Source organism: Klebsiella sp. SYXHC3, assembly GCF_057196925.1.
Map to the genome: position 1 here is coordinate 247226 of NZ_JBXUNG010000005.1, position 19912 is coordinate 267137.

General features: G+C 54.2%; 21 protein-coding genes and 1 pseudogene. 18 read left to right on the plus strand and 4 right to left on the minus strand.

Annotated elements, in window-relative coordinates; genetic code table 11:
• The first annotated feature begins 1 nt into the window (after nt 1).
• The 17 genes from fabG to AC2CGP_RS15460 all read left to right on the plus strand — a co-directional run bounded on the left by fabG (nt 2) and on the right by AC2CGP_RS15460 (nt 15011).
• Complete coding sequence (gene fabG / locus AC2CGP_RS15380; RefSeq protein ID WP_015367190.1) at nt 2-736, plus strand: 3-oxoacyl-ACP reductase FabG; 735 nt, start codon at nt 2-4, stop codon at nt 734-736.
• Between the two features lie 210 nt (nt 737-946).
• A complete protein-coding gene (gene acpP, locus AC2CGP_RS15385) occupies nt 947-1183 on the plus strand; it encodes an acyl carrier protein (RefSeq protein ID WP_000103754.1) in 237 nt (78 codons plus the stop codon).
• 88 nt (nt 1184-1271) lie between these two features.
• Nucleotides 1272-2513 carry a beta-ketoacyl-ACP synthase II gene (gene fabF / locus AC2CGP_RS15390; RefSeq protein ID WP_015705037.1) on the plus strand — a complete coding sequence of 414 codons (1242 nt, stop codon included), beginning with the start codon at nt 1272-1274 and terminating at the stop codon, nt 2511-2513.
• A 129-nt stretch (nt 2514-2642) separates the two neighbouring features.
• Nucleotides 2643-3452: an aminodeoxychorismate lyase gene (pabC, locus tag AC2CGP_RS15395; RefSeq protein ID WP_063443651.1), complete on the plus strand. Its 810-nt coding sequence runs from the start codon at nt 2643-2645 to the stop codon at nt 3450-3452.
• Nucleotides 3453-3454: 2 nt separating this feature from the next.
• Entirely contained in the window at nt 3455-4477 is a 1023-nt protein-coding gene (gene yceG, locus AC2CGP_RS15400; protein WP_032705663.1) for a cell division protein YceG, read from the plus strand.
• Complete coding sequence (gene tmk / locus AC2CGP_RS15405; protein WP_020079143.1) at nt 4467-5108, plus strand: dTMP kinase; 642 nt, start codon at nt 4467-4469, stop codon at nt 5106-5108. Before yceG ends, tmk begins: the two co-directional genes overlap by 11 nt.
• The gene (gene holB / locus AC2CGP_RS15410; protein WP_015367186.1) at nt 5105-6109 is read left to right on the plus strand and encodes a DNA polymerase III subunit delta'; all 1005 of its coding nucleotides are present in this window, start codon (nt 5105-5107) and stop codon (nt 6107-6109) included. The genes tmk and holB overlap by 4 nt, the downstream gene beginning before the upstream one ends.
• A gap of 10 nt (nt 6110-6119) precedes the next feature.
• Nucleotides 6120-6914 (plus strand): metal-dependent hydrolase, encoded by a 795-nt coding sequence (locus AC2CGP_RS15415; RefSeq protein ID WP_411303320.1) that lies wholly within the window; start codon nt 6120-6122, stop codon nt 6912-6914.
• A gap of 296 nt (nt 6915-7210) precedes the next feature.
• Nucleotides 7211-8644, plus strand: coding sequence for a PTS glucose transporter subunit IIBC (ptsG, locus tag AC2CGP_RS15420; protein ID WP_015367184.1), 1434 nt, complete (start codon nt 7211-7213; stop codon nt 8642-8644).
• Between the two features lie 256 nt (nt 8645-8900).
• Nucleotides 8901-9257, plus strand: a complete 357-nt coding sequence (gene hinT / locus AC2CGP_RS15425; RefSeq protein ID WP_015705043.1) for a purine nucleoside phosphoramidase — start codon at nt 8901-8903, stop codon at nt 9255-9257.
• A 4-nt stretch (nt 9258-9261) separates the two neighbouring features.
• Nucleotides 9262-9636, plus strand: coding sequence for a YcfL family putative periplasmic lipoprotein (locus tag AC2CGP_RS15430; protein WP_015367182.1), 375 nt, complete (start codon nt 9262-9264; stop codon nt 9634-9636).
• 21 nt (nt 9637-9657) lie between these two features.
• A complete protein-coding gene (lpoB, locus tag AC2CGP_RS15435; RefSeq protein ID WP_162778477.1) occupies nt 9658-10296 on the plus strand; it encodes a penicillin-binding protein activator LpoB in 639 nt (212 codons plus the stop codon).
• Nucleotides 10277-11104 carry a thiamine kinase gene (gene thiK / locus AC2CGP_RS15440; RefSeq protein ID WP_047037519.1) on the plus strand — a complete coding sequence of 276 codons (828 nt, stop codon included), beginning with the start codon at nt 10277-10279 and terminating at the stop codon, nt 11102-11104. Before lpoB ends, thiK begins: the two co-directional genes overlap by 20 nt.
• 23 nt (nt 11105-11127) lie before the next feature.
• Entirely contained in the window at nt 11128-12138 is a 1011-nt protein-coding gene (nagZ, locus tag AC2CGP_RS15445) for a beta-N-acetylhexosaminidase (RefSeq protein WP_162778476.1), read from the plus strand.
• Nucleotides 12139-12174: 36 nt separating this feature from the next.
• Nucleotides 12175-12717: an alpha/beta hydrolase YcfP gene (ycfP, locus tag AC2CGP_RS15450; RefSeq protein ID WP_015367178.1), complete on the plus strand. Its 543-nt coding sequence runs from the start codon at nt 12175-12177 to the stop codon at nt 12715-12717.
• A 244-nt stretch (nt 12718-12961) separates the two neighbouring features.
• Nucleotides 12962-14266 carry an NAD(P)/FAD-dependent oxidoreductase gene (locus AC2CGP_RS15455; protein WP_015367177.1) on the plus strand — a complete coding sequence of 435 codons (1305 nt, stop codon included), beginning with the start codon at nt 12962-12964 and terminating at the stop codon, nt 14264-14266.
• Nucleotides 14267-14471: 205 nt separating this feature from the next.
• Nucleotides 14472-15011 carry a glycine zipper 2TM domain-containing protein gene (locus AC2CGP_RS15460; RefSeq protein ID WP_048228651.1) on the plus strand — a complete coding sequence of 180 codons (540 nt, stop codon included), beginning with the start codon at nt 14472-14474 and terminating at the stop codon, nt 15009-15011.
• Between the two features lie 56 nt (nt 15012-15067).
• Here the strand turns inward: AC2CGP_RS15460 and AC2CGP_RS15465 are convergent, their stop codons facing one another.
• From AC2CGP_RS15465 to AC2CGP_RS15475, 3 genes and pseudogenes are all read right to left on the minus strand, one after another.
• A complete protein-coding gene (locus AC2CGP_RS15465; RefSeq protein WP_045386312.1) occupies nt 15068-17257 on the minus strand; it encodes a TonB-dependent siderophore receptor in 2190 nt (729 codons plus the stop codon).
• Between the two features lie 225 nt (nt 17258-17482).
• On the minus strand, nt 17483-18118 hold the full coding sequence (locus tag AC2CGP_RS15470; protein ID WP_015705049.1) for a TetR/AcrR family transcriptional regulator: 636 nt from the start codon (nt 18116-18118) through the stop codon (nt 17483-17485).
• A 62-nt stretch (nt 18119-18180) separates the two neighbouring features.
• Nucleotides 18181-18243, minus strand: a pseudogene (locus AC2CGP_RS15475) (hypothetical protein); the annotation flags it as partial.
• 124 nt (nt 18244-18367) lie between these two features.
• On the opposite strand from AC2CGP_RS15475, the gene bhsA reads away from it, so the two are divergent.
• A complete protein-coding gene (gene bhsA, locus AC2CGP_RS15480; RefSeq protein ID WP_015705050.1) occupies nt 18368-18625 on the plus strand; it encodes a multiple stress resistance protein BhsA in 258 nt (85 codons plus the stop codon).
• 230 nt (nt 18626-18855) lie between these two features.
• On the opposite strand, the gene ldtC is transcribed toward bhsA, so the two are convergent.
• On the minus strand, nt 18856-19815 hold the full coding sequence (gene ldtC, locus AC2CGP_RS15485; RefSeq protein WP_015705051.1) for a L,D-transpeptidase LdtC: 960 nt from the start codon (nt 19813-19815) through the stop codon (nt 18856-18858).
• Nucleotides 19816-19912 lie beyond the last annotated feature (97 nt).

Genomic DNA, 19912 nt, shown 5'->3' on the forward strand with positions numbered 1-19912 from the left:
CATGAGTTTTGAAGGAAAAATCGCGCTGGTTACCGGTGCGAGCCGCGGTATCGGCCGCGCAATCGCTGAAACCCTCGCCGCGCGCGGTGCGAAAGTTATCGGTACTGCCACCAGCGAAAGCGGTGCGCAGGCAATCAGCGACTATTTAGGCGCCAACGGTAAAGGTCTGATGTTGAATGTGACCGACCCGGCATCTATTGAATCTGTTCTGGAAAATGTTCGCGCAGAGTTTGGCGAAGTTGATATCCTGGTCAATAATGCCGGGATTACTCGTGATAACCTGTTAATGCGAATGAAAGATGATGAGTGGAACGATATTATCGAAACCAACCTGTCATCTGTATTCCGTCTGTCAAAAGCGGTAATGCGCGCTATGATGAAAAAGCGTCATGGGCGTATTATCACTATCGGTTCTGTGGTTGGTACCATGGGAAATGCTGGTCAGGCTAACTACGCTGCGGCGAAAGCGGGTCTGATTGGTTTCAGTAAGTCACTGGCACGTGAAGTTGCGTCTCGCGGTATTACTGTAAACGTTGTTGCTCCGGGCTTTATTGAAACGGACATGACGCGTGCGCTGACCGATGAGCAGCGTGCGGGTACGCTGGCTGCAGTTCCTGCGGGGCGCCTTGGCTCCCCAAATGAAATCGCCAGCGCGGTTGCATTCTTAGCCTCTGACGAAGCGGGTTACATCACTGGTGAAACCCTGCACGTCAATGGCGGGATGTATATGGTCTGACCGAGATTTGCGCAAAATGTTCAGGAAGCGCGCAGTCTGCACGCTTGCGGGTACAGTTTTGTGCGAAATCATTTGCGTTATTAGGGCAAACAGCCGCAAAATAGCGTAAAATCGTGGTAAGACCTGCCGGGATTTAGTTGCAAATTTTTCAACATTTTATACACTACGAAAACCATCGCGAAAGCGAGTTTTGATAGGAAATTTAAGAGTATGAGCACTATCGAAGAACGCGTTAAGAAAATTATCGGCGAACAGCTGGGCGTTAAGCAGGAAGAAGTTACCAACAATGCTTCCTTCGTTGAAGACCTGGGCGCTGATTCTCTTGACACCGTTGAGCTGGTAATGGCTCTGGAAGAAGAGTTTGATACTGAGATTCCGGACGAAGAAGCTGAGAAAATCACCACCGTTCAGGCTGCCATTGATTACATCAACGGTCACCAGGCGTAAGTGAACATCTCCAGGCGGTCATTCGACCGCCTGAGTTTTATCTTTTTTTGTCCCACAAGAATCTATTTTCCCTCCCTGGAGGACAACCGTGTCTAAGCGTCGTGTAGTTGTGACCGGACTGGGCATGTTGTCTCCTGTCGGCAATACCGTAGAGTCTACCTGGAAAGCTCTCCTTGCCGGTCAGAGTGGCATCAGCCTGATCGACCATTTCGATACTAGCGCCTATGCAACGAAATTTGCTGGCTTAGTAAAGGATTTTAACTGTGATGATATCATCTCGCGCAAAGAACAGCGCAAGATGGATGCCTTCATTCAATATGGAATTGTCGCTGGCGTTCAGGCCATGCAGGATTCTGGCCTTGAAGTGACGGAAGAAAACGCAACCCGCATCGGCGCCGCTATCGGTTCCGGTATCGGGGGCCTCGGCCTGATCGAAGAAAACCATAGTTCGCTGGTAAACGGCGGACCGCGGAAGATCAGCCCGTTCTTCGTTCCGTCCACAATTGTTAACATGGTGGCCGGTCATCTGACCATCATGTTTGGTCTGCGTGGACCGAGTATCTCCATCGCGACCGCGTGTACTTCAGGCGTACACAATATCGGCCACGCGGCACGTATTATCGCCTATGGCGATGCCGACGCGATGGTTGCCGGTGGTGCAGAGAAGGCGAGTACGCCGCTGGGCGTAGGCGGCTTTGGCGCTGCGCGCGCGCTGTCCACCCGCAATGACAACCCGCAGGCGGCAAGCCGTCCGTGGGATAAAGAGCGTGATGGCTTCGTGCTGGGCGACGGCGCGGGTATGGTCGTGCTGGAAGAGTACGAGCATGCGAAAAAACGCGGCGCGAAAATCTACGCAGAGATCGTTGGTTTTGGTATGAGCAGCGATGCGTACCATATGACGTCTCCACCGGAAGATGGCGCTGGCGCTGCGCTGGCGATGGTTAACGCCATTCGCGACGCGGCGATTGAACCGGGCCAGATTGGCTATGTCAACGCCCACGGTACTTCGACGCCAGCCGGTGATAAAGCAGAAGCCCAGGCGGTGAAATCCGTGTTTGGCGATGCGGCAAGCCGCGTGATGGTGAGCTCCACCAAATCAATGACCGGCCACCTGTTAGGCGCGGCTGGCGCAGTAGAGTCTATCTACTCTATTCTGGCGCTGCGCGATCAGGCGGTTCCGCCGACCATCAACCTGGATAACCCGGATGAAGGTTGCGACCTCGACTTCGTTCCTCATGAAGCGCGTCAGGTTTCCGGTATGGAATACACCCTGTGTAACTCCTTCGGCTTTGGCGGTACTAACGGTTCGATTATCTTCAAAAAAGTATGATCAACCGCTAATGTTGGTTTAAGCGTTGACGAAAAGACCCGCCTGGCGGGTCTTTTTTTATTCGGTTTTCTCCGCTTGTTCTCTGCTTTTTATCCTGAGACACTGTGCCACCGGTGAGAGGAGCCCCCTATGTTCTTGATAAATGGTGTCGAGCAGGATGTGCTGGCAGCAAACGACCGTGCAATTCAATTCGGTGATGGGTGTTTTACCAGCTCGCGAATCATCGACGGCCAGATAGCCTTCTTCAATGCCCATTTGGGCCGCTTGCAAGATACTTGCGAAAAACTTTTGATACCTTTTTCTGAATGGGAAACGTTGGCCGCAGAAATGCAAGAACTGGCAAAGCCACATCGAGAAGGCGTACTCAAAGTGGTCATAACGCGTGGTTCAGGAGGTCGGGGATATAGCGCGAGCGGATGCATTCAACCTACCCGCATGATGAGTGTGTCGTCTTTCCCCGCGCATTATGCGCGTTGGCGAGAAGAGGGAATAACCCTGGCGTTAAGCCCGATCCGCCTGGGGCGCAATCCTTCGCTGGCGGGGCTCAAACATCTTAATCGCCTCGAACAAGTCTTAATTCGTTCTCATCTTGAGCAGACGGACGCCGATGAGGCGCTGGTTCTTGACAGCGACGGGTGGCTTACGGAATGCTGTGCCGCGAATGTGTTCTGGCGTAAAGGAAGCCAGGTGTTCACGCCGCGCCTCGATCAGGCGGGCGTTAATGGCATTATGCGCCAGCACTGTATGGCTATGTTGGCACGTTCTTCTTTTGATGTTGTCGAAGTATCCATGCGCCCTGATGTACTGCGCGATGCCGATGAAGTGCTGATTTGCAATGCGCTTATGCCGCTGGTACCGGTTTGTCGTTGGGATGACGTCTGTTGGTCTGAACGCGATCTTTACCATTTTTTAGCCCCATTGTGTGAGCTGCCTGGTTAGTCATGAAGAAAATGTTACGTTTTGTCCTGCTGTTAGTCGTGGTGTTCGGTATTGCCGCAGCGGCAGGTATGTGGAAAGTCCGCCAACTGGCAGATAGTAAGTTGCTTATTAAAGAAGAGACCATCTTCACCCTTGAGCCAGGAACCGGGCGAGTGGTGCTTGGCCAGCAGCTGTATGGCGATAAAATCATTAATCGTCCACGCGTATTCCAGTGGCTGCTGCGCGTCGAACCTGAACTTTCTCATTTCAAAGCGGGTACCTATCGCTTCACACCGCAAATGACGGTGCGCGAGATGCTGCAGCTTTTAGCGAGCGGTAAAGAAGCGCAGTTCCCGCTACGGTTTGTTGAAGGGATGCGCGTTAGCGACTATTTGCGTCAGCTGCGCGATGCGCCGTATGTGAAGCACACTTTAGAAGACGACAGTTACGAAACGGTCGCCAAAGCGCTGGGTCTTGAGCACGCCGATTGGGTTGAAGGTTGGTTATGGCCGGATACCTGGATGTACACCGCCAATACCAGCGATATCGCCATTCTTAAACGCGCGCACCAGAAAATGGTCGCTGCGGTAGCGAAAGCCTGGGAAGGGCGGGCGGATAATCTACCCTATAAAGATCAAAACCAGTTACTGACCATGGCCTCTATCGTTGAGAAAGAGACCGCGGTTCCTGCCGAGCGCGATCGCGTGGCGTCGGTTTTTATCAACCGTCTACGCATTGGCATGCGTTTGCAGACCGACCCTACCGTAATTTACGGCATGGGAGAGCGCTATAATGGTAAACTGTCGCGTAAAGATCTGGAGACGCCGACCGCTTATAACACCTATGTGATTAGCGGTATGCCGCCAGGGCCAATCGCCGTGCCGGGCGAAGCGTCTCTCAATGCGGCATCCCATCCGGCGAAAACGCCGTACCTCTATTTTGTTGCCGACGGCAAAGGCGGCCATACGTTCAATACCAATCTGGCCAGCCATAACCGTTCGGTTCAGGACTATTTAAAAGTACTTAAGGAAAAAAATGCGCAGTAACTATATCGTTATCGAAGGCCTGGAAGGGGCGGGGAAAACCACCGCACGCAATCTGGTCGTTGAGGCTCTGGAACAGCTGGGTATCCGCGATATGGTGTTTACCCGTGAACCGGGCGGTACCATCCTGGCTGAAAAACTGCGCAGCCTGGTGCTGGATATCCAGTCTACCGGCGATGAAGTCATTAACGATAAAGCGGAAGTGCTGATGTTTTACGCCGCCCGCGTACAGCTGGTGGAAACGGTGATTAAGCCTGCTCTGGCTCGCGGTCAATGGGTCATTGGCGACCGTCACGATCTCTCAACTCAGGCCTACCAGGGCGGGGGGCGCGGTATCGATCAGGGGATGCTGGCGACGCTACGCGATGCGGTACTCGGTGATTTTCGCCCTGATTTAACACTCTATCTTGACGTGACGCCGGAAGTTGGCCTTAAGCGCGCCCGCGCGCGAGGCGATCTGGATCGGATTGAGCAGGAGTCGATGAATTTCTTCAATCGTACCCGCGCGCGCTACCTTGAACTGGCGGCGCAGGATCCGACTATCCGCACGGTGGATGCGACGCAGCCTCTGGAAGCGGTTGAGCGCGACATTCGCGCCGTTATCACTCAATGGGTTGCGGAGCAACGCGCATGAAATGGTATCCGTGGTTACGCCCGTCCTTCGAGCAGCTAGTGTCTGGCTATCAGGCAGGACGGGGTCACCATGCGTTATTACTCCAGGCATTACCGGGGATGGGGGGCGATGCGCTTATCTACGCGTTATGCCGTTTCCTGATGTGCCGCCAGCCGGAAGGGCATAAAAGCTGTGGCCATTGTCATAGCTGCCAGCTTATGCAGGCGGGGACCCATCCTGATTACTACACTCTGGTTCCGGAGAAGGGCAAGAGCGCGCTAGGCATCGATGCGGTGCGCGGCATCACTGAAAAACTCTATGAGCGTGCGCGTCTCGGCGGCGCGAAGGTGGTGTGGATCAACGATGCGACGTTGTTAACCGATGCCGCCGCCAATGCTTTGCTGAAGACGCTGGAAGAGCCGCCGGAAAATACCTGGTTTTTCCTGGCCTGCCCGGAGCCGGCGCGTCTGCTCGCCACCTTGCGCAGCCGGTGCTTCTCATATCACCTTACTCCGCCTTCTGAAGCCTGGGCGTTAGGGTGGTTAGCACGTGAAGTGACAATGTCACAAGAAGCTTTATTGGCCGCGTTGCGCCTCAGCGCTAACGCACCCGCGGCAGCGCTGGAGTTACTGCAAGAGGCTAACTGGGCTCCGCGACAACAGCTTTGCCAGGCGTTAGCCAGCGCGTTAACCAGCGGTGACTGGCTGTCATTATTGCCGGTTCTGAATCACGAACAGGCCCCGGTGCGTCTGCACTGGCTGGCATCGCTGTTGCTGGATGCGCAGAAGCGGCAACAGGGGATTACGCTTCTGAGTAATCCAGATGCCTGGACGCTGGTTAACCAACTGGCGCAAACACTTTCGGGCCCACGTCTTGAAGCTATCACGCGCGATGTTAGCGCCTGTCGCGAGCAGTTGCTGAGCGTGGTCGGCGTCAACCGCGAACTACTACTCACCGAGCGCCTCCTGCGCTGGGAACATTACCTGCAACCCGGGGCGGTTCTGCCCGTCTCACATCTCTGAGAATAAGAACATGTTTTTAGTCGATTCCCACTGCCATCTTGATGGCCTGGATTATCAAACGCTGCATAAAGATGTCGATGATGTGCTGGCGAAAGCCGCCGCGCGTGATGTTAAGTTTTGCCTGGCAGTCGCCACCACGCTGCCGGGATATCGCGGGATGCGCGAGTTAGTCGGCCAGCGAGAAAATGTCGTCTTTTCCTGCGGTGTTCATCCATTGAACCAGGATGAAGCGTATGACTTCGAAGAGCTGCGTTCGCTGGCTGCGGAAGAGGGCGTAGTGGCGATGGGGGAAACCGGGCTCGATTATTTTTATACCCCGGAAACGAAACTCCGCCAGCAGGAGTCTTTCCGCCAGCATATCCGCATTGGCCGCGAATTGAATAAGCCGGTGATTGTGCATACCCGCGATGCGCGCGCCGATACGCTGGCGATTTTACAGGAAGAAAAGGTGACGGATTGCGGTGGCGTACTACACTGTTTCACTGAAGACAGGGAGACAGCGGGTAAATTGCTGGACATGAGGTTTTATATTTCGTTTTCCGGTATCGTCACGTTCCGTAACGCGGAGCAGCTACGAGATGCCGCGCGCTATGTTCCGCTCGATCGCTTGCTGGTAGAGACCGATTCGCCTTATCTGGCGCCGGTACCACATCGCGGTAAAGAGAACCAGCCGGCGATGGTGCGCGATATCGCTGAATACATGGCGGTGCTGAAGGGCGTGTCGCTGGAGCAGCTCGCGCAACAAACCACCGATAACTTTGCCAGCTTGTTCCACATCGACCCTGCCAGACTGCAACCCGCCTGATCTTTCTATTATTTTAAGGCTCGTAATTAATAGTTAAAGCGAGTAAAGTTCACCGCCGCGACAGAGGCGGTGAGCGCATTTTTGCAACATACAGATACACATTATGTAAATCAGTGTAAATTTTTATATGTTGACTGAATGAAACGTGATAGCCGTCAAACAATGTCCGCGTTAATTATTTTACTCTGTGTAATAAATAAAGGGCGCTTAGATGTCCTGTCCACGGCACGGTTCTCCCCCCGGGCCAATGCGTGAAAGCGTAAAAAAGTACCAAATACTCAGGAGCACTCTCAATTATGTTTAAGAATGCATTTGCTAACCTGCAGAAGGTCGGTAAATCGCTGATGCTGCCAGTATCCGTACTGCCTATTGCAGGTATCCTGCTGGGCGTCGGTTCTGCCAACTTCAGCTGGCTGCCAGCCGTGGTCTCCCACGTCATGGCGGAAGCAGGCGGTTCAGTTTTCGCCAATATGCCGCTGATCTTCGCAATCGGTGTTGCGCTTGGCTTCACCAATAACGACGGTGTATCCGCACTGGCTGCAGTCGTAGCTTACGGCATCATGGTGAAAACCATGGCGGTAGTCGCGCCGCTGGTTCTGCATTTACCTGCTGAGGAAATCGCAGCCAAACACCTGGCTGATACCGGCGTGCTTGGCGGTATTATCTCCGGTGCGATTGCAGCCTACATGTTCAACCGCTTCTACCGTATCAAGCTGCCTGAATATCTGGGCTTCTTCGCGGGCAAGCGTTTTGTGCCGATTATCTCTGGTCTCGCCGCTATCTTCACCGGCGTGATCCTGTCCTTCATCTGGCCGCCGATTGGCTCCGCCATCCAGACCTTCTCTCAGTGGGCTGCTTACCAGAACCCGGTTGTGGCGTTCGGTATCTACGGTTTCATCGAGCGTTGCCTGGTACCGTTTGGTCTGCACCATATCTGGAACGTACCTTTCCAGATGCAAATTGGTGAATACACCAACGCTGCAGGTCAGGTGTTCCATGGCGACATCCCTCGTTACATGGCAGGCGACCCGACTGCGGGTAAACTGTCTGGCGGCTTCCTGTTCAAAATGTACGGCCTGCCGGCTGCAGCTATCGCGATTTGGCACTCTGCTAAACCAGAAAACCGTGCCAAAGTCGGCGGTATTATGATCTCCGCGGCGCTGACCTCGTTCCTGACCGGTATTACCGAGCCGATCGAGTTCTCCTTCATGTTCGTTGCGCCGATCCTGTATATCATCCACGCGATTCTTGCAGGCCTGGCATTCCCGATCTGTATCCTGTTGGGTATGCGTGACGGGACGTCGTTCTCTCACGGTCTGATCGACTTTATCGTTCTTTCCGGCAACAGCAGCAAGCTGTGGCTGTTCCCGATTGTCGGTATTTGCTATGCGATCGTGTACTACGTGGTCTTCCGCGTGCTGATTAAAGCGCTGAACCTGAAAACTCCAGGCCGTGAAGATGCAACTGAAGACAGCAAATCCGCTGCGACCAGTGAAATGGCGCCGGCGCTGATTGCCGCCTTCGGTGGTAAAGAGAACATCACAAACCTCGACGCATGTATTACTCGTCTGCGCGTAAGCGTGGCTGACGTAGCGAAAGTTGATCAGGCTGGCCTGAAAAAACTGGGTGCTGCTGGCGTAGTTGTTGCAGGTTCCGGCGTTCAGGCTATTTTCGGCACCAAGTCCGATAACCTGAAAACCGAGATGGATGAGTACATCCGCAATAGCTAAGACGTAGTGTGGGGAGACTAAGGCAGCCAAATGGCTGCCTTTTTTACGTTGGTATTCTGGTCATTGTTTGGCAATACCCGGAAAATGGGGGAAATGCTTATTCCCTCAGCAGCTAAGTCTATAGTTGAATAAGAAAAACTGCATTCAGGTTGAAAGAGAGGGAGGAAGTCGCTCATACTCTTAGCTGATCCTGTGCATTCGTGTTTATCTGCAGAGGCAGGCCGGGGCACGGTATAAAACTAATAAGGAATCAGTCATGGCAGAAGAAACGATTTTCAGCAAAATCATTCGCCGGGAAATCCCGTCGGATATTGTGTATCAGGATGAACTGGTCACTGCTTTTCGCGATATCTCTCCGCAGGCGCCGACCCATATTCTGATTATCCCGAATATCCTGATTCCAACCGTAAATGACGTCACCGCCGAACACGAACAGGCGCTAGGCCGAATGATGACCGTCGCGGCGAAGATTGCCCGTGATGAAGGTCTGGCTGACGACGGCTACCGCCTGATCGTCAATTGTAACCGCCACGGCGGGCAGGAAGTTTACCATATTCATATGCACCTGTTGGGCGGCCGTCCGTTGGGCCCGATGCTGGCGCATAAAGGCTAAATCGATGCGTGCTGCTTATTCAGGCGTCCTGGTTCTGGCGGCGCTGTTGGCCGGATGTAGCTCGCACCCGGAAATTCCGGTTGGCGAGCAGCAGACGTTGGTGATGGAATCCAGCGTTCTGGCGGCTGGCATCAGCGCCGATCCGCCGTCGGTAACCGCTTCGGAAATTCAGGCCACCGCTACCTCAAGATTATTTAATGAACGGCAAGAGCCCATTACCGTGCACTACCGTTTTTTCTGGTATGACGCCCATGGGCTTGAGATGCATCCGCTGGACCCTGCGCGTAGCGTGACGGTTCCAGCACGCTCGTCCGTCGTGCTCTACGGCAGTGCCAATATTCTCGGGGCGCACAAAGCCCGCCTTTATCTTTATCTCTAAGAGGTCATCATAATGATTAAAATGTGTCGCTATGCGTTAATCACAGCACTGGCGATATTCCTGGCTGGCTGTGTGGGGCAACGTAGTGAACCTGCGCCGGTCGAGGAGGCGAAGCCGAAGCCGGAACAACCTGCGCAGCCCCAGCCGACGGTGCCTGCCGTGCCGACGGTGCCAACGCAGCCGGGGCCGATCGAACACGGCGGCGAACAGCCATCGCAGCCGTCTCAGCCTGCGCCGCGCGTTCGTCACTACAACTGGGACGGAGCTGTGCAACCGATGATCGGCCAGATGCTGCAGGCGGGCGGCGTGAACGCGGGCAGCATTCTGTTGGTGGATAGCGTCAATAACCGTACCAACGGATCGCTGAACGCGGCCGAAGCGACCTCCGCGCTGCGCAACGCGCTGGCGGGCAACGGCAAGTTTACGCTGGTATCGACTCAGCAGCTTGCGGTGGCTAAACAACAGCTGGGCCTGTCGCCGCAGGATAGCCTCGGCAGCCGCAGCAAAGCGATGGGGATTGCGCGCACCGTTGGCGCACAGTACGTACTGTATTCCAACGCCACCGGCAACGTGAATGCGCCGGAGCTGAAAATGCAGCTGATGCTGGTGCAGTCCGGCGAGATTATCTGGTCAGGCAAAGGTGCGGTTCAGCAACAATAAGCTTACGCGCGACGAGCTCTTGTCGCGCTTCTTTCCTCGCTATTCACCTGTCGCCGCCTTGACTGAAAACGGTCTTAGCGGCGGCAGCTGCGTTATCAGCGATGGCGTCCGTCGGCTGGTGTTGCGCCAGCCTCACGATCCGCTGGCGCCGCTCAGCCATTTTCTGCGCCAGTACCGCGCGCTTCAGCACCTTCCGGCGTCGCTTTCGCCGGCGGCGGTGTTCTTTTCGCCACGCTGGATGGTGGTGGAGTATTGCGCAGGAGAAGTGAAAAGCGCGCTGCCGGAGTGCCCTTCGCTTGCCGGGTTATTGTATCATCTGCACCAACAGCCGCGTTTTGGCTGGCGCACCGAGCTGGCGCCGCTGCTTGAGTTGTACTGGCAGCAGTGCGATCCGACCAGGCGCACCGTTTTCTGGCTGCGCTGGCATAAACGGTTATTGCGCCAGCGTGAACCGCGGCCGTTGCGTTTAGCGCCTCTGCATATGGACGTCCACGCTGGTAATATTATTCATAGCCGCGACGGTCTGCGCTTGATTGACTGGGAGTATGCGGGAGACGGCGATATCGCGCTTGAACTGGCGGCGGTATGGTGCGATGCCCATACGCGTTGCCAGCTGCTCAATGAGTATTCGCGCTTTGCCCGAATTGATAAGCAGCAACTGCGGCGGCAAATACAGCGTTGGCGGCCGTGGGTCCTTATATTGATGGCGGGCTGGTATGAGCGGCGCTGGCAGCAGAGCGGCGACCGGCAATTTATTGCACTGGCGGATGCGACATGGCGTCAGTTAAAAACAGAAAATAAAGGATAAGAGAGGTCTGTGTGGGTCCGGTAATGTTGGATGTCGAAGGTTTTGAACTGGATGCGGAAGAGCGTGAGATTCTGGCTCATCCTTTGGTCGGCGGCTTAATTTTGTTTACCCGCAACTACCACGATCCGGCGCAGTTGCGCGAACTGGTACGCCAAATCCGCGAGGCCTCGCGTAATCATCTCGTGGTGGCGGTGGATCAGGAAGGTGGGCGTGTGCAGCGCTTTCGCGAAGGTTTTACCCGTCTGCCGGCCGCGCAGTCTTTTGCCGCGCTGCTGGGGGTGGAAGAGGGCGGTAAGCTCGCCGCAGAAGCCGGTTGGCTGATGGCCAGCGAAATGATTGCCATGGATATTGATATCAGCTTCGCGCCGGTGCTGGATGTGGGGCACATCAGCGCTGCGATCGGCGAACGCTCATGGCATGAAGACCCGCAAAAGGCGCTGGTGATGGCGCGTCATTTCATTGACGGTATGCATGCCGCCGGTATGAAAACCACCGGTAAACACTTCCCGGGCCACGGCGCGGTGACGGCGGATTCACACAAAGAGACACCGTTTGATCCGCGTCCGGCAGCGGAAATCCGTGCTAAAGATATGGCGGTGTTCAAGAGCCTGATCGATGAACAACGCCTGGATGCGATTATGCCGGCGCATGTGATTTACTCTGACATCGATCCGCGCCCGGCGAGTGGTTCAGAATACTGGCTGAAAACGGTGCTGCGCGGCGAGCTGGGCTTTGATGGCGTCATCTTCTCAGACGACCTGTCGATGGAAGGGGCGGCGATCATGGGCAGCTATGCTGAACGTGGGCAGGCATCGCTCGATGCCGGTTGCGATATGATCCTGGTCTGCAATAATCGTAAAGGCGCGGTGAGCGTATTGGATAACCTGTCCCCGATCAAAGCAGAGCGTGTTACAAAATTGTATCATAAAGGTTCATTTACCCGTCAGGAACTGCGAGATTCCGCTCGTTGGCAAACGGTAAGCGCACAGCTGGAACAGCTCCATGCGCGCTGGCAAGAAGCGAAGTCTGTGTAGTTAACCTGAAGGGCGTTGTTGTCTGGTGAGGATACGATGATTATCTATTTACACGGTTTTGACTCTAACAGCCCCGGTAACCATGAAAAGGTGCTGCAGCTGCAGTTTATCGACCCTGACGTGCGGTTGATTAGCTACAGTACGCTCCATCCAAAACATGATATGCAGCATTTGTTGAAGGAAGTCGACAAAATGCTGCAGCTCACTGCCGACGATCGGCCGCTCATATGCGGCGTCGGGTTAGGCGGTTACTGGGCGGAAAGGATCGGTTTCCTCTGCGATATTCGGCAGGCCGTGTTCAACCCGAACCTGTTCCCCTACGAGAACATGGAAGGGAAAATCGACAGGCCGGAAGAGTATCAGGATATCGCCACCAAGTGCGTGAACAACTTCCGCGAAAAAAATCGCGACCGCTGCCTGGTGATGCTATCACGCCATGATGAGGCGCTGGATAGCCAACGCTCGGCTGAAGTGCTGCATCATTATTACGAAATCATCTGGGATGAAGAACAGACGCACAAATTTAAAAGTCTTTCACCGCATCTGCAGCGAATAAAGGCTTTTAAGACCCTCGGCTAACCTTGTTTTCACTTTCTCAGCCCGCCGCGTGCAAACGCCGCGGGCTTTTTCTTGTCCATAATTGACGTTGTTCGTTTAAAAAATATGCGGTAAAACTTGATGCACATCAATTTTGGTATGACCAATGTTCCGTTCATGCTATTCTCGGTCCTGCTGAATGGTTTCATTGCCGCAACTTATTGTTAACTAAGAGCTATTTGGATAACTTTTAATTAACAATTGGTTAATACTTTTAGGGGGTCTTGTGACTACGCCATTGAAAAGAATCGTTATTGTAGGTGGTGGTGCCGGCGGACTGGAACTGGCTACTCAGTTGGGTAGAAAGCTGGGCCGCAACAAAAAAGCGAAAATTACGCTGGTGGATCGCAACCATAGCCACCTGTGGAAGCCGCTACTGCATGAAGTGGCGACCGGTTCTCTGGATGAGGGCGTTGATGCGCTGAGCTACCTGGCGCATGCGCGTAACCACGGTTTCCAGTTCCAGTTAGGCTCGGTGGTAGATATCAATCGCGAAGGAAAGACCATTACTCTCGCGGAGCTGCGCAACGAGAAAGGCGAGCTGTTGGTTGCCGAGCGTAAGCTGCCGTACGACACGCTGGTGATGGCGCTGGGTAGTACCTCAAATGACTTTAACACGCCAGGGGTGAAGGAAAACTGCATTTTCCTTGATAACCCGCACCAGGCGCGCCGTTTCCATCAGGAAATGCTTAACCTGTTCCTCAAGTATTCTGCAAACCTCGGTGCCAACGGTAAGGTCAATATCGCCATCGTTGGCGGCGGGGCTACCGGGGTTGAGCTGTCCGCCGAGCTACATAATGCGGTGAAACAGCTGCATAGCTATGGTTACAAAGGGTTGACCAACGAAGCGCTGAACGTGACGCTGGTTGAAGCCGGCGAACGTATTCTTCCGGCGCTGCCGCCGCGCATTTCCGGCGCCGCGCACAATGAACTGACTAAGCTTGGCGTACGTGTCCTGACGCAGACCATGGTGACCAGCGCAGACGTTAACGGCCTGCACACTAAAGATGGTCAATTTATTGATGCCGACCTGATGGTGTGGGCGGCGGGCATCAAAGCGCCTGATTTCATGAAAGAGATTGGCGGCCTTGAGACCAACCGCATTAACCAACTGGTGGTGGAGCCGACGCTGCAGACAACGCGTGATCCGGATATCTACGCTATCGGCGATTGTGCCTCATGCGCTCGTCCGGAAGGCGGCTTTGTACCTCCACGCGCCCAGGCGGCGCACCAGATGGCGACCTGCGCGCTGAATAACATTCTGGCGCAGATGAAAGGTAAAGCGCTGAAACCGTATGTCTATAAAGATCACGGTTCACTGGTCTCGCTGTCGAACTACTCCACCGTTGGCAGCCTGATGGGTAACCTGATGCGCGGCTCGATGATGGTTGAAGGGCGAATTGCGCGCTTCGTGTATATCTCGCTGTACCGCATGCATCAGATTGCGTTACATGGCTATTTCAAAACCGGCCTGATGATGTTGGTAGGACGTATTAACCGTATTATTCGTCCGCGTCTCAAGCTGCACTAAACTGTCAGCAATCAGGATAGCGCCATCGCGGCGCTATCCTGAAAACACAGCATATCCTTCTGCCAGACTCGCTAATTCCTGTTAGGAATCCTCTGAATCCCCTTGATTTGCCGTAGGTTCCCGCATTTTTCATCCGCTTTCTGATTTGCATACCCCCTGAGCAGCACGCAGAATTGCTAGTAACAGCAATGAAGGAGGAATTCCCGTGAATAAATCAATGTTGGCGGGTATTGGGATTGGCGTTGCCGCCGCGTTGGGCGTCGCCGCCGTTGCCGGTCTCAATGTATTAGATCGTGGCCCGCAATATGCGCAAGTGGTGTCCAGTACGCCGATAAAAGAAAGCATAAAAACGCCGCGTCAGGAATGCCGTAACGTGACCGTTACCCATCGTCGTCCGGTGCAGGATGAAAACCGTATTGCCGGTTCCGTTCTCGGCGCGGTCGCCGGGGGTGTGATTGGCCACCAGTTTGGCGGCGGGCGAGGGCGTGATGTCGCTACCGTGGTTGGCGCGCTGGGCGGCGGCTATGCCGGTAACCAAATTCAGGGCTCGATGCAGGATAACGACACCTATACCACCACCCAGCAGCGCTGTAAGACGGTTTACGACAAGTCGGAAAAAATGCTCGGTTATGATGTTACCTATAAAATCGGCGACCAGCAGGGCAAAATCCGCATGGACCACCAGCCGGGGGCGCAAATCCCGCTGGACAGCAACGGTCAGTTGATTCTGAATAACAAAGCGTAAAACAGCAGTTTTAAGCTATTAGCCCCTCAATCACTCAGGCTGAGGGGCTTTTTTTATTAGAACGTTAACGCGTAGTTCAGGCCGAAGGTCCGGCCACGGCCTTTATATTCGTACAGCCCGGCGCTGCCATAGGTTGGACTGTACAACAGCGGCGCGCGCTGTCCCCAGATGGTGACGTAATCTTCGTTCAGCAAGTTTTCGATGCTAAAGGTCAGTTTACCCACCGGCAGCAAATAGCTACCGATAAAATCGACGGTATTGTACCCATCAAGCTTATTGCCGCTGGCATCGCTTAAATCAAATACCTGCTGGCTTTGCACGCGTAGCGACCATGGGTCCGGCGCCCAGCCGACCCAGGCGGTGGCTTTCGACGGCGAGGCCAGGGTGACGTCCCACTTCTGCCAACTGCCATCGGTTTTTACTTGCGATTTCAGCACGTTGAAGTTAGCGCCCAGGCTCCAGTCGCTATCAGGCACGAAGTAGTCCACCGCGCCTTCCATGCCGTAAATGCGTCGTTTATCCGATTGCACATCAATGGTCATATCGCTGCGGTTAACTACGATGGTTTTGTCTGATGTCGAGTAATAAGCGGCAAGCTGGGTGCGCAGGTTGTCGCCGGTGTAACGCCAGCCCAGCTCCCAGGAGTTAACTTTGATCCCCTGTAGCGGCGAGTCGCCGACGTTAACGCTCGAGACCAGCGGCAGATGGCCGTTGACCGCGGCGCCGTAGCTGCCGATACCGTAATATTTGCCCGGATCCGGTAGTTCGACGCCCTGAGAGAAGTTAAACCAGGTCTGCTGGCGTTCGGTAATGTGGGCGACGATCCCGGCATTAAAGAGGAAGTTATCATAATCGGTCTTACCGCCAGGAATGGCATCCGCCGACTGATATTTGCCTTTAGCGACATCCTGCTGCTGCGCGTAGCCGACAAAATCATCGACGCGGTTTTCCGTCCATTGATAGCGCACGCCGCCGCTAAGGGTGAAGATGTCGTTCAGGTCATAGCTGGTTTGCAGGAACGGCGCGAGATTGGTGATGCTGTAGCCTGGATAGCGGCCGGTGGTGTAGGCTGACTGATTATTCAGGCCGCCGGAAGCCATTGCTTTATCCAGGTCGAAGAACATTTGGTTGGAGTTGAAGGTTTCATGGTCGGCATCAACGCCCCAGGTCAGATCCCATCCCGTCAGCGGTTGGCTGTTGAAGGTGATCTTAGCGCCGTACTGATCGGTATCCTGCTGTGAAGCGGAAAAACTGCTGATTTGCCCTTTGCTCAGGGCCGGGAAGGGGTAGAAGGTCAGTGATTCGTCGCGGTAATAAATCTGGCTGACCATATTCTGGCCGAAGAAGTCGGCGTCGGAGTATTGCAGACTGATCAAATGACGCTCGGTACCAGGCACGCGATCGGAGTTAAGCCCGTTAGAGGTCCAGGCTTTACTTTCGCCAAGCACCGCAGACATATCTTTGCCCAAATTCAGACCATAATCATCGCCCTGGCTTTTATAGTACTGCGTGACAAGCTGGAGCTGGCGCTGGTCATCGATTTCGATGGTTCCGGTACCCATCACGTCGAGTCGGTCCGAATGCTGTAAGCCGGTTTGCGTATTATCGAGGATCAGCGCGTCATTGTTGCCGTCATACCAGCCGCCGAAGCGCTGATAGGCCACCGACAATCGGCCGGAAGCATGATCGGTACCCCCGCTGACGGCCGCCGCTACTCGTTCATCATGATCGTTGCTATTGGCAAAGCCGGTTTTACCACCCAGCTCCAGATCCACCTGGCGTTCCTGCTGGCCTTTTTTCGTGACGATATTAATCAGACCGCCGGTACTGCCGCCGCCGTATAACGACGTGGCGCCGGAAATAACTTCAATATGTTCGATGTTAAACGGATCGATGGCGTCAAGCTGGCGGCTATCGGTACGCGATGAATTGAGACGCACGCCGTCGATGAGCACGACGATGGCGCGTCCGCGCATGTTCATGCCGTAGTTGGTACGCCCCTGGCTGCTGACATCTATCCCGGGGATCAGCTGCGCGAGGACATCTTTAAACTCTTTACCACCCTGAACCTGTTGCTCAATCTCCTGGCCTTCAATCACCCAGGTGGTTTGCGCCATCTCGGCGACGGTACGGTGGTTACGGTTGGCGCTGACGATAATATCGTCTTCATCGGCGGCCTGCGCGGTAAAGGCTGGCAGGGCGGTGGCCAGCAGCAGAGGATTGAGCAGCCAGAGGCGCTTGTTCATTCGCATTCCTTGATATGAGTTAGTCATTACTGTTGTTATTTTTTTCAGCCACAGGCGCGGCTGTTACAGCGTGAAACATATAGAAAAACAAATGCGAATTTTGCACATATTGATTATCGTTATCAATATCATTTACAACAAATCAACATAATGAAAATATTGAGAAATGTAAGGTTATTCAGCAGATGGGGAAAAAACCGGCGAGCGACGGCCGCCGGTAGGGGATTAAGGTTGCAGGATTTGCGGCCACAGGCGCAGCGTCGTGTCACTAATCTGTTTCAGGGTGGCAAAATCAGCGCCTTCGCGCGCACTGATAGACATTCCTTGCAGCATGCAGTTTAAAAACTGCGCCAGCTGCAAGACATTGCCCTGCGCAGGGAGTTCGCCGCGTTGCTGACGCTGCTGTAAAAATTGCGTCAACGTTTGTTCCTGCACCGCGTGCCGCGACTTAATGGTGTTGGCGATATCGGTTGAAGAGGCGGCCAGCGCCGCGGAGGTGTTAATCATAAAACAGCCTGCCGGGGTATCTTTGCTGGTAAAGCAGGTGGCGACAGCGGTGAAATAGTCGCGCAGCGCCTGATCGACGGTTTTGTGGTCATCGAATAGCAGGGCTTCGTGTTTGGCGGCGAAGCGGGAAATGTAGCGATCCAGCACCGCGCGGAATAAGCCTTCTTTGTTCACGAACTCGGCGTATAGCGTCGGGGCTTTCGCACCGGTCGCTTCGACGAGATCGGCCAGCGAAGTTGCTTCATAGCCGTGCTGCCAGAAAAGTGTCATGGCCTTGTCCAGCGCCGCGTCCCTGTCGAACACTTTAGGTCGGCCACGGCTTTTTTTTGCGCAACTTTGAACGTCAGTTGTCATGATGCCGTTGTACCTATGTTGGGTTGTTGAACGGCCATTATAAAAATAAACGTGTCACGCTACCAGCGGCAGAAGTCCAAAAATAAATAATTCATATATGTATGAAAATTAAGCATTTTATAAATAGTTAAATGATCGTTATAAAAATGAGTTGACCTGTGACCTGGATCACATTATCATTTACCTATCGATCGTTAAGTTAATTCTTGCGACCCTACTATAAAAATCATCTGCATAGGTATAATAATCATGAAAAACGTCCAAAAACTGGCACTTGCTGCCGTACTGAGCTCACTCTCATTCGCAAGTTTCGCCGCTGTTGAGGTGCAATCCACCCCAGCAGGTCAACATAAAATCGGTACCGTTTCCGCATCCGCCGGCACCAATCTGGGTTCGCTTGAAGAGCAGCTGGCGCAGAAAGCCGACGAGATGGGGGCGACCTCTTACCGTATTACCTCGGTAACCGGTCCTAATACCCTGCACGGTACCGCAGTTATCTATAAATAAATGTTGTAACCCCTGTCATGCCACTGACAAAACGCGCTCCTGACCCCCTTCAGCAGAACGCGTGTAGTAAGCAGTAAAAGTCGTTCCCTTTGTTATGCCACTCTCGCGACGCGGTCCACACCCCTTCATGGGACCGCGCCCCGCGAAACCTCGTCAGCGAAGCTGGCGATTGCCACAAAAAAACCCGCCGTGCCTGGCGGGTTTTTTACATTCTACCATCCGGAAATGCACTACATGGCTTGCTCAGCGGGAAGCTGATGGCGGGTCACATCGACCGGCATTCCGGAGCGTAGCTCCATCGCGTATTCCATCACCTGCTGATTGGTCTGCGGTGCCTGTTTAAAGTTCTTCATGCCGGCATTCAGGACGATTGGCAGCGTCTGCGGATCGTCATTGATATGTTCGGACAGCGGCTGGTGGACTTCCACCAGACGGGTACCGTTTGGCTCTACCGAAACTTTGATAGGTTCGTTGATGATATTCACCCTGGTGCCCGGCGTGATTTTGTTATACAGAGACTTTATATCAGCATCGCGCAGGCGGATACAGCCTGAACTGACGCGCATCCCGATACCAAAATCGGCGTTGGTGCCGTGCAGTAGATAGACGCCGCCGTAGGCCGCGAGACGAATCGCGTGATGTCCCATCGGGTTATTCGGCCCGGCAGGGACTACGGCTGGCAAATCGATCCCCATCGCTTTATATCGCGCGCGGATGTTGGCGGTTGGTGTCCAGGTGGGGTTGGCGCGCTTATCGGAAACGGTAGTGACCATCGTCGGGGTCAGGGTATCGCCGCCAAGCTGGCCGATACCGATCGGATAAACGGTCACGCTATTCTGTCCAGGTGGATAGTAGTACAGGCGCAGCTCGGCGATATTGAGCACCAGACCTTCACGGGGGGCGTCAGGCAGCAGCGTCTGCAGCGGGATGGTCAGCACGCTACCGGCGCGCGGCACATAAGGATCGACCCCGGGATTAGCCTGCAGCAGCGCGAGAAAACCAACGTTGTATTTTTTGGCAATCGCTTCCAGCGATCCGCCGTTATCCTGCACTACATGAAACTGATTCTGCCCGACCAGACGGCTACCGCTCGGCGGTAACGGCCAGGTATTGGCGCGGGCGGGAAGGGCCAGCGTCGCCGCGAGAGCGAATGCCGTAAGCCAGGTTGAAACACGCGAGATATTTATCATTACCATAATTCCACAATAAACAAATGGTTATTTTTATAAGATAATCAATGTCAATTATGGCGCGGGAGAGTGTTGGGAAATCCAGGTGGATTGCAAA